This window comes from Thalassolituus sp. UBA2009 (assembly GCF_002335285.1).
In the GTDB taxonomy this organism is placed as follows: Bacteria; Pseudomonadota; Gammaproteobacteria; order Pseudomonadales; family Oceanobacteraceae; genus Venatoribacter; species Venatoribacter alkanivorans.
Window position 1 is genome coordinate 23,410 of record NZ_DDCJ01000105.1, and the last position, 14,750, is coordinate 38,159.

12 protein-coding genes are annotated in these 14,750 nt (G+C 53.7%); 2 read left to right on the plus strand and 10 right to left on the minus strand.

All coding sequences use genetic code 11. The features are described 5' to 3' along the window. The 6 genes from B3P58_RS13625 to B3P58_RS13650 all read right to left on the minus strand — a co-directional run. The coding region (locus B3P58_RS13625) for a hypothetical protein (protein ID WP_286718253.1) at window positions 1–251 on the minus strand (251 nt) is incomplete at its 3' end. Further along, a complete protein-coding gene (tssF, locus tag B3P58_RS13630) occupies window positions 215–2,029 on the minus strand; it encodes a type VI secretion system baseplate subunit TssF (protein ID WP_145468722.1) in 1,815 nt (604 codons plus the stop codon). The genes tssF and B3P58_RS13625, both read right to left, overlap by 37 nt. Before the next feature lie 37 nt (window positions 2,030–2,066). Further along, entirely contained in the window at window positions 2,067–2,420 is a 354-nt protein-coding gene (locus B3P58_RS13635) for a GPW/gp25 family protein (RefSeq protein ID WP_286718293.1), read from the minus strand. A gap of 16 nt (window positions 2,421–2,436) precedes the next feature. Then, entirely contained in the window at window positions 2,437–3,042 is a 606-nt protein-coding gene (locus B3P58_RS13640; protein ID WP_145468718.1) for an Hcp family type VI secretion system effector, read from the minus strand. 39 nt (window positions 3,043–3,081) lie between these two features. Beyond that, window positions 3,082–5,028, minus strand: a complete 1,947-nt coding sequence (gene tssC, locus B3P58_RS13645; RefSeq protein WP_286718257.1) for a type VI secretion system contractile sheath large subunit — start codon at window positions 5,026–5,028, stop codon at window positions 3,082–3,084. 61 nt (window positions 5,029–5,089) lie between these two features. Further along, window positions 5,090–5,320, minus strand: coding sequence for a hypothetical protein (locus B3P58_RS13650; RefSeq protein ID WP_145468714.1), 231 nt, complete (start codon window positions 5,318–5,320; stop codon window positions 5,090–5,092). A gap of 572 nt (window positions 5,321–5,892) precedes the next feature. On the opposite strand from B3P58_RS13650, the gene B3P58_RS13655 reads away from it, so the two are divergent. Next, window positions 5,893–7,083 carry a sigma 54-interacting transcriptional regulator gene (locus B3P58_RS13655; protein ID WP_286718296.1) on the plus strand — a complete coding sequence of 397 codons (1,191 nt, stop codon included), beginning with the start codon at window positions 5,893–5,895 and terminating at the stop codon, window positions 7,081–7,083. A gap of 66 nt (window positions 7,084–7,149) precedes the next feature. On the opposite strand, the gene B3P58_RS13660 is transcribed toward B3P58_RS13655, so the two are convergent. Next, window positions 7,150–8,442, minus strand: coding sequence for a DUF945 family protein (locus tag B3P58_RS13660; RefSeq protein ID WP_286718260.1), 1,293 nt, complete (start codon window positions 8,440–8,442; stop codon window positions 7,150–7,152). A gap of 262 nt (window positions 8,443–8,704) precedes the next feature. Between B3P58_RS13660 and rapA the strand changes: the two genes are divergently transcribed. Further along, on the plus strand, window positions 8,705–11,464 hold the full coding sequence (gene rapA / locus B3P58_RS13665) for an RNA polymerase-associated protein RapA (protein ID WP_286718262.1): 2,760 nt from the start codon (window positions 8,705–8,707) through the stop codon (window positions 11,462–11,464). A 116-nt stretch (window positions 11,465–11,580) separates the two neighbouring features. On the opposite strand, the gene gorA is transcribed toward rapA, so the two are convergent. From gorA to gspL, 3 genes are read right to left on the minus strand one after another with little or no spacing between them, the layout of a single operon-like run. Next, a complete protein-coding gene (gorA, locus tag B3P58_RS13670) occupies window positions 11,581–12,936 on the minus strand; it encodes a glutathione-disulfide reductase (protein WP_414716574.1) in 1,356 nt (451 codons plus the stop codon). A gap of 31 nt (window positions 12,937–12,967) precedes the next feature. Beyond that, window positions 12,968–13,492, minus strand: coding sequence for a type II secretion system protein GspM (gene gspM / locus B3P58_RS13675; protein WP_145468707.1), 525 nt, complete (start codon window positions 13,490–13,492; stop codon window positions 12,968–12,970). Continuing rightward, complete coding sequence (gspL, locus tag B3P58_RS13680; protein WP_286718266.1) at window positions 13,489–14,745, minus strand: type II secretion system protein GspL; 1,257 nt, start codon at window positions 14,743–14,745, stop codon at window positions 13,489–13,491. Before gspL ends, gspM begins: the two co-directional genes overlap by 4 nt. Window positions 14,746–14,750 lie beyond the last annotated feature (5 nt).

A 14,750-nucleotide genomic window follows, 5' to 3' on the forward strand; every position in this document is an offset into this window, starting at 1 on the left:
TCTGACAGGCTCACTTCGCGCACATCCCAGGGCGGAAAGTCGGCTGCCAGAGAGGCGCGGAAGCGGACGTTATCCGCGAGGATTTCAAGCAGTTCGTTATCGCTGACAGGCTGTTTGCCGGAGGTCGCATCCGCTGTCCGGCGCAGGCGCAGCACCAGACGCACCAGCTGCAGGAAATTCCAGCCGGTTCCGTTTTTCTGCGCCAGCAGAGAATTTACAGTATGACCTGTTCGCCAATGCGCGGATGCCATTGCTTCCAGACTCCTTCCCGTTGATAACTGACCAGCTGCAGCTGGACGAAATGATTCAGGGTGGTGTAAAGGCCCAGAAAATGGCTCATTACTTCACCGAGCAACAGCGCGTTGGCGCCATCAAAAAACGCCTCATCCACTGTCAGGGTTATACGACTGCCACGATAATGGCCGCGCCAGGCTTCACGCCCCATGCGCCGGACACAGCTCTCTGCCTGAATATTGACCAGACCATCCAGCTGACGCTGGTGTGAGGCGTTCTGCGGATCACTGTAGAGAGCAATCAGCTGTTTAAGCCGTGCCAGTGGATGCCCATCGTCGGCCTCAGGTAAAAGTGACAGAAAATTCAGATGCAGCTGCGATAGCAGGTTAATGTTGGCCTCCCCGCTCAGTCCTTCGCCGCGGAACAGACTGGGGCGGGTAATAATGGTCGCGTCCAGCAAGGCCCCGGCGCCGGTCAGTTTTAAGCGGTTGCCGATGCGCAAGGACTCCGGCAGCGTACGGTTATTACACAGCCCTTTAACGCTGAGCGTCTGATCAACCGGAGTGGCCGGCGTCAGATCCAGATCCTGCAGTGAAATCATGGTGTCGCAACCTGGCGTTGCCGGTGAAAGCGGAGCGACCAGACGGGTCAGGTAGCGCACGCCGGCGTCACGGATATCATCCACTCCGGCATGCCCCAGCCAGGGGGTTGCCGTTTTAACCCGGCCATCCGCCGATAACAGGCGAACATTTTCCACGCTGTGTACTTCACTCTGACCGTATTGACTTTCATCGGCATACAGACGGTATTCGTAACAGCTGTGATCCAGCTGAACCGGACAAAAAGTGGCGGGAAATAAATTAATCGCCGGAAAACTGTTAAAGCTGAGGCTGTTGCGTTCCAGTGCCGGCATAGAATCCGGCTGATTAACCAATAACAATAATTCAAACTGGCTGGATACCCGGCTGACATCGAGTCCGGTAATTTCGAAAAAGTAATACTTTTCCGGAAAATAAAAGTATTCCTGTAATAGCCGGTAAGCATCGTGACTGCCATTCGGTTGCGGCAGTACATTATGCTGCTGGTCAAATCCCAGCCACTCAATGCCTGCTTCCGGCAGTGGCACTATCTCTCCGTCCACGCGGATGGCAATACCGCAGATATGATCGCTGAGTAATTTGTACAGATCCGGCCTCAGTGCCGGGTCGTTAATAAAAAACCGCAAACGCTGCAGCGGATATTCATAGACCGGATCGGTTCCCTCGCTGCGCATTTTTATGGAGATAACTGATTGAACATCATTCCGCCCCCCGAGAAACTCAAAGATATTTTTCGGTTTTACTGCAACGTCCTCCAGCAGAAATGGCCACAGCGGCGTGTCATAGCAACACTGCATTCTGCATTCCACAGGCTTCTGCCCGGCGTCACGACGGGAAATACTTTTGGCGGAAAATAAACGTCCCTTCTCCAGGGTGTATCCATTTATAAAATTCGCACCATCAAGCAGTACATTGGCCTGCATAATTGTCATGCAGGGTATTGACCGCATCAGTGCGGGATACAGACTCAGCAATAAATGATTAGGGATTTCATGCTTTTGCTGTTGCAGGTCATTACGCAGGCTGGCCGTAAGCCAGGCAAACGACTGCAGTAATTGCTCAACATGAGGGTCAGCAGAATGACCAGCACTCAGACGCAGCTCAGATGCGACAGAAGGATAAGCACGACTGAAAGCTTCAACCGCTTTACGCATTCCCCCCAGTTCATTCTGAAATTGCTGGATATCCCTGTTCATGCTGTTTAATTCCCGTTGCCCAATGGTTGTCTGCTGTTCAGAAAAAAAACCGTTCTTCAATCGTGTGCTGCCCAAGCTGTAATTTCAGCCTGCAGCTTGCAGTGCTTGCTGCTGAACTGACCGCAATCACCTGTACATCCGTTAATCTGGGCTCCAGTGCCAGAAGCTTTTCGCGAATCAGATCGCGGTATGCCTGCCGGGCGCTGCTGTCATCGGTATACAGTTCGACAATTTCCGGCAATCCGAAGCCTGTGATATAGCTGTTCGCCGGATCACCATCACGGACATAAATCCGGGTCGAAATAATTCGCTGAACCTGACGACAGACGGATTCCTGCAGCGATATCCCGCTGCAGGAATCGTCCAGTTTTTCCAGTAACGTTATATTCATCACCAGAAATACACCGTTACAGCGTATAGGTGCCAGGTGCGATCGGACGATTGCGAACCACACTCCAGCCTGTTGCAACATGCCCTTTGTTCTGCAGACCAGGTCCTTGCAGGCAGTGCACCCAGGAGATTTCCGTAAAGTTCAGCTTAAACTGTTCCGTTGCCATATCGTTTGGATGTGACTGGAACTGAATTTCGCTGATCAGTACGTTGGTTAACTCAAACTGCATCAAAAGATTCAGGCGATCACCGGAGTTGCGTAAAACATGAATGCGACAAGGTGAGCCTTTCGAATCCAGAAGTTTTGCCCGCAAACAAAACTCATAGAGTTTTGGTGACGTTACATCCACGTATTTGACACAGGTGAAGTCAGAGATAATCGGCCGGCCCGATGTGCGCGCACTGTTGCTGACATCGGTGGTTACCTGCTGCTGAATGCCCTGATTAATAGAAACAAGTTCAACACATTTTGTGGCATCAAAACCGAGATTACCCGGATTGGCCGTGATCGCCTGCCAATCACCTTCGGCAGCACCATCAATCAATGAGCCACCGGCGGCCTGGTCGTTGCCTTTGGGTTGTGTCAGTGCCGCATCACCCAGTTCCAGAAGTATAAGATCCATAATATTCCCCGAAATTTTCAGACTTAAATTGAATTCACATTAACCCGGAATGTCAGCCACCAGGCGAATCGACGCCGACAGCTCTTCCAGTTGAAAATGTGGTTTAAGGAATACCGTTGCCTTATACGAGCCTGGTTTTCCTGGCACATCCGTCACATCAATACGGGCCTCCCGCAGCGGGTAGCGTGCTTTGATTTCATTAACGGCGCCGTCATCGATCAGTACATAACTGGCGATCCAGGTATTCAGATAATCGGAAACATTATCCTTCGTCAGAAACGATCCGACCTTGTCGCGCATAATGACTTTAATGTAATGAGCAAAACGTGAAGCATTCAGAATGTACGGCATCATTGCCGAGGTTCTGGCATTCGCGTTGGCTTCATCCGTATTATATTTTTTCGGCTGATTGGTGGTCTGACCGCCAAAGAAAGCGGCCTTGTCGGTGCCTTTGCAATGCAGGATGGCCATAAAGCCAAGATCGTTCAGTTCTTTTTCCCGACGATCGGTAATGGCAACCTGAGTCGGACAGGTCAGGCGAACATCCCCTGCTGCGGTACGGAATGTATGTGCTGGCAGCCCTTCGACCAGACCACCACCTTCTACACCGCGAATTGCAGCAAGCCAGCCAAATTTTGAAAAGGCATTGGTGATGCGCTGACCAAGAATAAATGCGGGATTTCCCCACAGATAACGACTGGCATCGGTGCCATCCACATCTTCTTTAAAATCAAAGCCATCCACCACGACGGTGTCCGGGCCATAAGGAAGACGCAACAGAACTTTAGGCAGCGTCAGTGTGACGTAACGCGAATCTTCGCTGTCGCGGAAACTGCGCCATTTGATAAGCTCGGCACTTTCAAAGATTTTAGAAAGATCGCGTGGCTGTGACAGACGGAAATAATCCTGCAAATCGAACAGCTTTGCATAAGCTGCAGCAATAAACGGGGCGTGCGCCGCCGCCGCAACACCGGATAATTTTTCCAGCAGTTCAATATCTTCAGGGTGACGTCCGAACTCATAGTCTCCGACAAGAACGCTGAAAGGATCGCCACCATAGGTGCCGAATTCATCTTCATACACTTTTTTAAACAGCGCACTCTGATCGAATTCAGACGCCTTCTGCAGATCTTTAAGGAGATCGCGTTTGGAAACGTTCAGAACCCGGAGTTTCAGACGGGTACTGGTTTCAGTGTTCATCACAAGGTAATGCAGGCCGCGCCAGGTTGCTTCCAGCTTCTGAAAACCTTCGTCATGCATGACCAGGTTAATCTGCTGTGTCAGCAGATTATCGATCTGAGAGATCCGGTCATTCATACGGTCTGCAGCATCGCCGGCAGAATCACTGGCTTCCTGCCCCAGAATATCCAGAGCGAACTGACCAACCAGAGTCAGAGCGTAGCTTCTCTGCGACTCATCCAACGCCATGCCACCTTCTTCCAGCAGCTTGCTGATAAATTCACTTGGCTCAACCGCAGACAGATCTTCCTGATCCGCATAGACGCCTTTTACTTCAGTCTGCAGAGCTTCGTCGCTCAGCAACTGAGTCAGCAATTCATCCAGCGCATCGTTACCATCCAGCTTGGCCAGAAAATCGCGCAAGTGAATTCTGGCCTGATAGATCTCGTTGGTTTTTGGGATGCTGCGCACCAGATTCAGTGGCGAAAAATCGTTGATCGACTTAAAGAGGAGCTCAATATTGGTTGTAGCGCCTTCTTCTTCTTCGGACAATGAATCGGCGACCTTCATGGTAAGGCGTGGCACAAAGCCTTCCATGACTTCATCGAAATTATCACGATCAATTTCGACAAAGTCCCGTTCTTTTAATACAGGCAATGGTTCAGCCGGAGAGCCGGAAAGGTCAGCAAGAATGCCGACGATCAGTGGCAGTTCACGCTGTACAATCGCATTACCGATTTCGACATCATAAGTAATATGAACCCTTGGGGATCTTACTCTGGATAGTTTTTTCTGTGTGCTTTCCAATGTTATTTCCTCTCAATCGTCAATTGCAAAAAGACAGATGTTCAGCAGGATCGAATAGAACCTAATGCTCTGCGCATCTGAAAAATCCATTTCCTATCTCTTCTACAACCCCTTTTTCAATTAAAAGCTCAAGGGCAACTTTTACTGAATAAGCCGACTCATGGAGCTTTTGCTGGGTGACCCACCAACGCCATATTCCCTCAAAGCTATCCATGGCATCCGGATGTGAAAGCAGATAGCTCTCAATCAGGTTTGCAACATATAAATTTTGATTATTGCTTGAGTTATTCATTCAAATATCGCCGTCATCATGAATTTAATTTTCAGAGAAATTCCGAAGATTTATTCTCCGGTAGCAATTGAGGTGCCAGATTTTAAAGTCAGAAAAATCCGCAGAAATTCGGCATTCCAAAATAAAAAAGACAGGTTCCGGGGTGTTTTTGACGAGGGATAAATAACCCTCCGGGTAAAATAAAACTCAGTTTTATGGTTCAGCTATGCCAGTTGGGACACGTTGAATGGCCGTGGAGATTCTGAGCGGGATTAACAATTCGTCAGAGTTCGGTTGTTTATTTAACAGAAGGTCTTTATCGGGTACCTGAAGAAATTAAGTCGTTATTCTTAGATCATTCTCACAATCCTTACGCAGAGTCGTCTTGTCATCTAGTGTCAAGCGGGGTTTTTATCACCCACCTGCAGATGCCGGGTGAGTGGTGGGTAAAACAGACCCCGGTTGTGGCGGCCACACCCCATCTGCGCCGTTTCAGCAACAACCCGGATGCATATGTAAGACGCAACACCAGAGAAATCCTGCTGGCTTTTTTTTTGCATAACAGTCAGCCCGACTCACAAGGAGATGCCGTGATGGAATTTGATATGGAGAATCCGCTCAGCCGCGACGCAGCAAAAGAAAAACGTTCATTTTCTGCGCCGCCATACTCTGATTACCCTGCACTATCGGTTCCTGGTGAACGACAGAGTAATGAAAGCTCCGGCGAATTCTATCTGGGCATCGTCAACATTGCCGGAGAATCAAAACCTCTGGAGAAGGCTCTGGATAGCATCAGAGTCTTTGGACAATATGACGCGCCGGTTCTGATCACAGGTGAAACGGGAACCGGAAAAGAGCTTGCGGCCCGGGGACTTCACTATTGCGGCAGCCGCTCTGGCCACCCTTTTGTAGCCGTAAATTGCGCCACACTGACAACCGACCTGTTTGCCAGTGAAGTCTTTGGTCACAAAAAAGGGGCATTCACCGACGCCCGTCAGGACAAGAAAGGATTACTGGCCGTGGCCGAACGGGGAACGCTGTTTCTGGATGAAATTGATAGTCTGTCACTGACATCACAGGCTGCCCTGCTGCGTTTACTGCAGGAATCTGAGTACCGGCCGGTTGGCTCAGAAAAAACATATCTGTGCGACGTCCGCCTTATTGCCTCGGCCAACTGCGACCTTCAGGAAAAAATAGCAGCCGGACTGTTTCGCCGGGATCTGTTTTATCGGCTGCACATTCTGACGGTTCATATGCCTGCCCTGCGGGATCGCAAAGATGATATTCCGGTTCTTGTACGTCACTTTCTGCGACAGTTTGCTGAACAGTATGAGCTTGGAGAAAAGATTGCACCGGCCGAGCTGATTGCTCATCTGACCTCATTATCCTGGCCAGGTAATGTGCGCGAGCTGGAAAACACCATTCATCGTTTATATCTGCTATCCGGTTCCGGGCGCATCGAAATACAGCACATGCCTGCTACCGACATTCCCGCAGAACCATTCGTGCCATCTCCAATAACGACGGACATGGAGCCTGACGCAGAAAATGGTGCGGATGAGTTTCCTCTTACCCGGCAATGCGGCATAGGTGCAGGTGATTACAATTTCAGCCGCGACAAGCGGCTGCTTGTTGAGCGCTTTGAAAAGGAATATCTCACCAGAATTCTGGATGAAGCGAATGGCAATGTAACCCGTGCAGCCATGATGTGCGGAAAAGACCGGCGCGCACTGGGCAAGATGATTAAGAAATACAATATCCGCAGAGGTCTGTTTATGGAGTGAGCGGATGCCGGAAGCGGGACGCCATAACAACCCTACTGAATCGGATTTGTTATGGCGTTTTTGCGTTCAGAAAGCCACAGCAATATCGTTAGCGCTGAGCTGTCCGTGCTGCAGTTTAAGCTGACTGACTAATCGCCCATCCTGATCCTGCAGCATTCCGGCGTCCAGCAAACTGATAAAGTGCTCAGCCAGCGGACTTTGCATCAGACTGCGACTCAGGTTTATCTGCAACTCACCATTAAGACGCGCCATCAGCTCCTGTGGTAGTCCGGCGGCATCACCGGCGTCCAGTCTGACCTTGCCGTTCACTTTCAGATCGCCACTGGCACCAATACCACCCGGACTCAGGTCGTTAAAAATAAACGCGGTTTCAAAGGATTCCAACGCCAGGCTGCCGCCATTCTTCAGCACTTCGTTTGCATTCAGCATCAGACCGGCAATAGCAGCCTGATCATCGCCGGCACCCTGTACTTTTTCCAGCAGGCGCCGGTAGCCTGACCAGCTGACGCCATCGATGTACAGCGACAGATTGCTGGGATCGACGTTCAGTTCTTTGTCGGCGGAGCTGACGCGCAAATTGCTGAATTTCAGGGTAGAGAGGGATGCCAGAGTATCGCGATCAATCAGGGCGGCCTGCTCGGTCTGCAGATTATTCAGTTTTATTTTCATGGCCGGACTGTCGATATTAAGCGCACCGATACGGTAGCTGGCCTTGTCGATAAAGGGCGCACCATTACGCTGACTGCTGACAACGCTGAGCTCCAGCTGCTGCAGATTGGCGTCACCCTGCGCACTGCCCTGCAGGCTGGCAGAGGCGAGACTGAGCCTGGCCGTTCCCCGCGCCGATGCATCAAGCCGTGTTTCCGTCTGCAGGATCAGTGGAGCAACAGCCAGGCTGCCACCATCAGGCAGTGTCATCTTGATGGCCCCGGTCTGGTAACGACCGTAGATACGGTCATCGCCGCCATTCAGGTGCCACTCACCCTGCTGGCCAGCCAGCAGTTCCGGCATCTGTTGCAGCATCATGCCGGCGAGCCCCTGCTGCGGATCGATCATAAAAGTGCCTGAAGCGCGGTGCGGTTCAATGGTTACCTGCTGGCGGATACTGAACAGATCGGCGGGTTCTTCACCCAGCAGGCGAACATGATAAAGCTCCTCACGGGTAGCGCCGAAAAGCCCGCGACTGACCTCTTCCAACTGTATCGCAACCCCCTGCGCAGCAAGGCTGTCGTTCGCTTGTCGCAGGGACGTCTGGGTAAACGCATCATAGCGTTCGATATTCTGATAGGTGATGTAGCCTGCGGCAGCGGCTGAGGCGATTACCGGCAGGCCGACAATCAAGGCCAGGGTCTTACCCATAGTCAATGTCCTTATATGTGATTCCAGTGGCGTTTTCCGCGCGAGTCTGAACATTCGTTGAGTCTGACCACGGACGCTGGCCTATCGTAAGAAGCCACGGCAACAATGTAAACACGAACCAGCGTGTTTATAGCGCGGTAAAGTGCCATTGCCGGTGGGATTTAAAGCCCCCTTGCGCTAGACTGCGCGCCTGTTTTTACCGGCTGCCATGCTGCAGCCGGGTTCTGTTTGTCACGTCAAAATATCTGCAGGTTAAGCTTATATGTATACAGTGGGTCAGCGTTGGATCAGTGAGGCCGAAACCGACCTCGGTCTCGGTCTTGTGCAAAATGTCGACTTCCGGGTCGTTACTATCTATTTTCCGGCCATCGACGATGTGCGCAGCTATTCACGCCAGAACGCCCCGCTCACCCGTGTAATCTTCAAAGAAGGCGACCTGCTGCCGCTGCAGGATGGCAGCATCCTGACCGTCGCTGACGTGACCGACATCGACGGTATTGTGTTTTACAGCGACGGTGAGCGCGAAATTTCTGAGATCCACCTCAGTGGCCAGATTCAGTTAAACCAGCCAACCGATCGTTTATTCTCCGGTCAGATTGACAACAACAATCTGTACGAGCTGCGCCAGATGGCGCTGCAGCAACTGAGCAAACTGCGTCAGCGCCCTTTCTACGGCTTATTAGGTGGCCGTACCAGCCTGTTGCCGCATCAGCTCTATATTGCCGAACAGGTCACTCAGGATTCTATTCCGCGCGTACTGCTGGCTGACGAAGTGGGTCTGGGTAAAACCATTGAGGCGGGCCTGATTCTGCATCGTTTATTGTTGCAACAGCGTATCCAGCGCGCCCTTGTACTGGTGCCGGATCATCTGCTGCATCAGTGGCTGGTGGAAATGATCCGCCGCTTCAACCTGCGTTTCTCACTGGTCAGCAAAGACATGCTCGAAGATGGCGACGATGACATCTTCGCCACCGGCCAGTTATTCCTCTGCCCGCTGTCACTGGCTACCCATGACGCCATCGCGCCGCAGATCCGTGCATCCGACTGGGATATGCTGGTCGTCGACGAGGCGCACCACCTGCAGTGGAGCGAAGAAGGCTTCGACGAAGGCTACGCACTGGTGGAAACCCTGTCGCGCCAGGTCGACGGCCTGTTGCTGCTGACGGCAACTCCGGAGCAGCTGGGCGTGCAGGGACACTATGCCCGCCTGCGCCTGCTCGACCCTGAGCGCTATCCGTCCCTGCAGCAGTTTCTGGCTGAACAACAGGCCTACCAGCCGGTTGCGGATCTGGCCGCCGCACTGGCCGGCAGCGATGACCTGTCAGCAGAGCAGCAGGCAACCCTTGCCCGCCTGCTGCCGGATCATGCCAGTGCTGATATCAGCGATGCCACCCAGCGCAACCGCCTGCTGGAAACCCTGATTGACCGTCACGGCCCGGGCCGTGCGCTGTACCGTAACACCCGTCATGGTGTGAGCGGCTTCCCGCAACGTCTGCCACAGCTGACCGCCCTGCCGGCACCGCAAAGTGATGACCTGACGCCGACGCTGGCTGATCTGCATCCTGAACGGGGCGTTACCGGCTGGTGCGATGATGATGCCCGCACCGACTGGCTGCTGAATATTCTGGCCAGCACCGGCAAAGATAAGATCGTGCTGATCTGCCACGCCGCACAGACGGTTCTCGATCTGGAAGCCTGGCTGTGGGAAACCTGCGGCATTCAGGTGGCGGTGTTCCACGAGCATATGGATCTGGTCGAGCGTGACCGGGCGGCAGCTTACTTTGCCGATCATGAGCAGGGCGCACGTATTCTTCTGTGTTCAGAAATCGGCTCCGAAGGCCGTAACTTCCAGTTCGCCCATCATCTGGTGCTGTTTGATCTGCCGTTTAACTGCGACCTGATTGAGCAGCGCATTGGCCGTCTGGACCGTATCGGTCAGGCGGAAGATATCAAAATCTATATCCCGGCCTTCAGCGATCACATCAGCGGCCGCTGGGCGCAATTGCTGCACGCCGGCATTGATCTGTTCAGTCGCCCGAACCCGGCAGCCCAGCCGCTGCTGGAAAAACACCGCACTGCCATTGAGCAGGCACTGATCAGTGGCGAAGGGCTGGATGATCTGACCCGTCAGCTGGCAGCGGAACGCGATGAGCTGCTGGCCAGTCTGGAAGAAGGCCGTGATCGTCTGCTGGAGCTGCATTCCTGCCATCCGCAGCGTGCCCGTCGTCTGGCGAAAGACATGACCATCACCCATATCGAAGACGAAGCCGAGCTGAACGACTTCCTTGAACTGTTCGCCGACGCCTTTGGTCTGGAGCTGATCGATCTCGGTGGCGACTGCATCACCATCGCACCGGGTGACCATATGCTGGTGCCGGATATGCCGCATCTGCCGGAAGACGGCTTTATGGCCACCACCCGCCGTGATATCGCCCTCGCCCGCGACGACGTGCAATTCCTGAGCTGGGAACATCCGTTTGTGGATCAGGCACTGGAACTGATCACCAGCGGCCCGGCCGGTAACGCCAGCGCCGGCTACATCGAAGATCACGATTTCCGCACCGGTGACTGCTTTATCGAACTGCAGTTTGTCGCCCGCTGCCCGGCGCCGAAAGCACTGGCGGTTGAACGCTACCTGCCACCCAATGCCATGCACCTGATGATGACTCCTGCCGGTGAGCTGAAGGTTAACGATGGCGAGCTGCCGGCCTTTGTGCTGCCGCTGAAGCGTGGCACCGCACGCGGTCTGGTCGAGCAGAAAACAGAAGCCGTGCAGCCGCTGATCCATAAGCTGGAGAAAATGGGCAGCGCCCAGCTGAGCAAGATGGTTGATCGCGCCAGCAGCAAAGCCACAGAAGCCTTTGCCGCCCGCCTTGAGCGCTTAAGCGCTCTGAGTGAGCAAAACCCGAACATTTCGCCATTGTTAGTGGCCGATGTTAAGCGTGAGCGCGACGCGGTGCTTGATGCCATCGCCCAGTCGCAACTGGCGCTCGACAGCGTGCGTCTGGTGTTCTGCGGCTAAGCACGACGCCTATAAAGGCGCTGCTGTATGCGCAGCGCCGCCGGGCAATATGGCGCACACAAAAAAGCCGGTACTGAACACAGTACCGGCTTTTTTGTTGCCGTATTCAGAACCGATCAGCTGCGCGGAGTACGCATAGTGACAAACTCTTCGGCTGCGGTCGGATGAATGCCAATGGTGCTGTCAAACATCGCCTTGGTTGCCCCGGCCTTAATGGCGATGGCAATCCCCTGAATAATTTCCCCGGCTTCTGCACCAACCATATGGGCACCAATCACCTGATCGGTGCTGGCACGCACCACCAGTTTCATAAAGGTACGTTCCGGAAGGCCGGACATGGTGTGACGCATCGGACGGAAATCGGATTCATAGATACGCAGATCGTCGCCGAAACGCTCCTGCGCTTCTTCTTCGCTGAGACCGACGGTAGCAATATTCGGCTGGCAGAAGACCGCCGTTGGAATGCTGTCGTAGCTCAGCGGCTCGTTGTTGCCATCGTACCAGTGGGCAACCAGCTTCATTGCCTGCGCCAGCGCCACCGGTGTCAGTGCCGGAGTGCCGATCACATCGCCCAGGGCGTAAATGCTTGGTACTGCGGTGCGGAAGAAATGATCCACCACAATACTGCCATCGTTACGCAGCTCAACACCCTGTTGCTCAAGGTTTAAGCCTTCGGTCAGCGGTTTACGGCCGGTGGCATACATGACGCAATCGGCATCCAGTGCATCACCGTTATTCAGCTGACAGCGCAGACTGCCATCGGCCAGCCGTTCGATGCGGCGAATATCGGTCTGTGTATGAATGCGAACGCCTTTATGGGCGATCTGGCTGGCAGCAAAGTTGCGCACACCTTCATCAAAACCACGCAGGATCTGCTCGCCGCGATACAGCAGGTGAGCCTCGGCCCCAAGCCCGTTGAAAATTCCGGCGAACTCGACAGCGATATAGCCGCCACCAACGACAACCACGCGCTTGGGAAATTCGTCCAGATAGAAGGCTTCATTTGAGGTAATGGCCAGCTCGGCACCGGGAATATCAGGTTTGAAAGGCCAGCCACCGGTGGCGACCAGAATCTTCTCAGCGGTGAACTCCTGCTCGCCCACTTTAACCCTGTGCGGATCGATAATACTGGCTGTGCCATGCAGGATTTCAACGCCGGAATTTTCCAGTAAATTATTATAAATACCATTCAAGCGTTTGATTTCACTGGTTTTGTTATCGCGAAGCGTGGGCCAGTCAAAGTTTTCCAGCTGGCCGTTAACACCAAAGCCGCGGGCTTCTTCAAACTTCTCGGCATACTCCGAGGCGTAGACAAAAATCTTCTTCGGCACACAGCCAACGTTTACACAGGTACCGCCCAGATAGCGGTTTTCAACCACGGCGACTTTAACGCCACGCGCTGCCGCCATGCGCGATGCACGTACGCCGCCGGAGCCCGCACCAATCACCAGCAACTCAAAATCGTAATTCATAATATTCCCCTGCCCGTTACTCAAGTCTGACTCAGGGAGTCAGTGTGGCGCGGATGTCGACCAGACCGGAGCGGTCGGTACGATCAATAGTGATCTGGCTGACACGAATGCCGTGCCGGGACTGCATCCCTTCCAGCCAGGTGATGGCATCGTCAAAGACAGCCTTCTCCACCCAGACGCGCAGGCCTTTGCCATCCTGTTCGTAGCGACTGAGCACAATGCCGGCTTTCTTCGCCTGCTGGGTGACGGTCGCCAGAATCGGCGCATCGGAGGCGGAGGTTGCCGCCCCACCAAAGCGGTGAGCGTTTTCTGCCAGCAGATTGTAGGTCGCCAGATTCTTTTCCAGACTCAGTGCGGCAGCTTTCTGGCCGCGGATCAACGGCGCATAAATCATCACAAAAATCAGCGCCAGCACCAGCAAAGCGGCAATCGCCTTAACAACCAGTCGATCGCGGGATGGCAGCGCCTGATACCAGTGCTGCGCCGCTTGTACGGCCTTATTGCTCTGCAACTGCGCCTGCAGCTGCCCCTGAATTAACTGAAGGCGTTCGTTCATGCCGAACCTCCGATCTTAATGCGGCCCTTAACTCCGTCCTTATCGTTGGTAGCCGACGCCACCTCCGCAACCAGACCTTCTTTTTCCAGCGCCGCACGCAGCGTCTGTAATTCATTCAGATTACTGGCGCGCACCTCAACAACCAGCTCCTGCAGGCGGTCATTAAAACGCAATGACATCAACTGCACCTGCTTTTGCAGCCCCTGGGCGGCATACACCCGCGCCAGCACACTGGTTGTGCCAATAAAGCCTGCGCCGTCACTGTTGTCTCCACCATCAAGCTTGGTTTTGATCTGACGCTCCAGCGAGCGGATACGTTCACCCGGAAACAGGTTTTTATAAAGACTGATGGCTTCCGCCCGCACCTGCTGCGACTGTTGCTTCAGCGTGTAGTTATCGATAAACAGGTACAGCGTGGCGGCAACCAGCCAAACCGCAGCGACGGCCGCGAGACCACGCCACCACACAGGCGGGCGGTCTTCAGCGACTTCGCGCACCTGAAAACGCCCGGTCAGCAAATTGGTTAGTTTGCCCTGCAGACGTTGCTGTCGCAGTTGGTTGCCATCATTGGCGAGCAGTTCTATCTCGGCAAAAACCCCGGCAAAACTGCTTTCCAGCGTGGTTTTCAACAACTGCGCCTGATCCAGCTGCGCGGCCATAATCTGCAGGCCGGTAACCTGCTGCGCAGACTGTTCTTCATCACCATGATCAAACAATGATTCCAGCACCGGGGTCATTGCACTGTCAGTCACCCAGCCTTCAAATACCCCCGGAATACGCATAGCCCAACCCTGCCCCTGGCGCAGCATCACAGGAACATCCTGTGGCAGCAGCTGGGTTTCAGGAATCAGTTCACGCACCTGCAGGTGATGCAGCTCGCATTCTTCCAGCAGGCGCTCAATCAGGTCATTGCCAACCACATAAGCACGGACTTTTTTGCCTTCGCTGCCGGCGGGCTGAATCAGATAATCCGACAGATCATCAATCAGCCCTTCTTCCAGCGCATAGGGCAAGGCACGGGCCAGATGACGATTACTGACACCCGGCAAAGACACCCAGTGGGTAGCATAATTACAGGCAGAAAGAATCAGACGCACCGGCGTCAGATCCGCCTGAACTTCAGCCCAGGATGCCAGAGATTGCACGCCTTGCTCTGAACCAGCGGCCATCTGATCCAGAGCAGTTACCGTCCAGCGGCCGCTGATCGCGTTCCACTGCACTTTTATCGTTTTTATGGCCTTAGCGGTTTCCATGCACT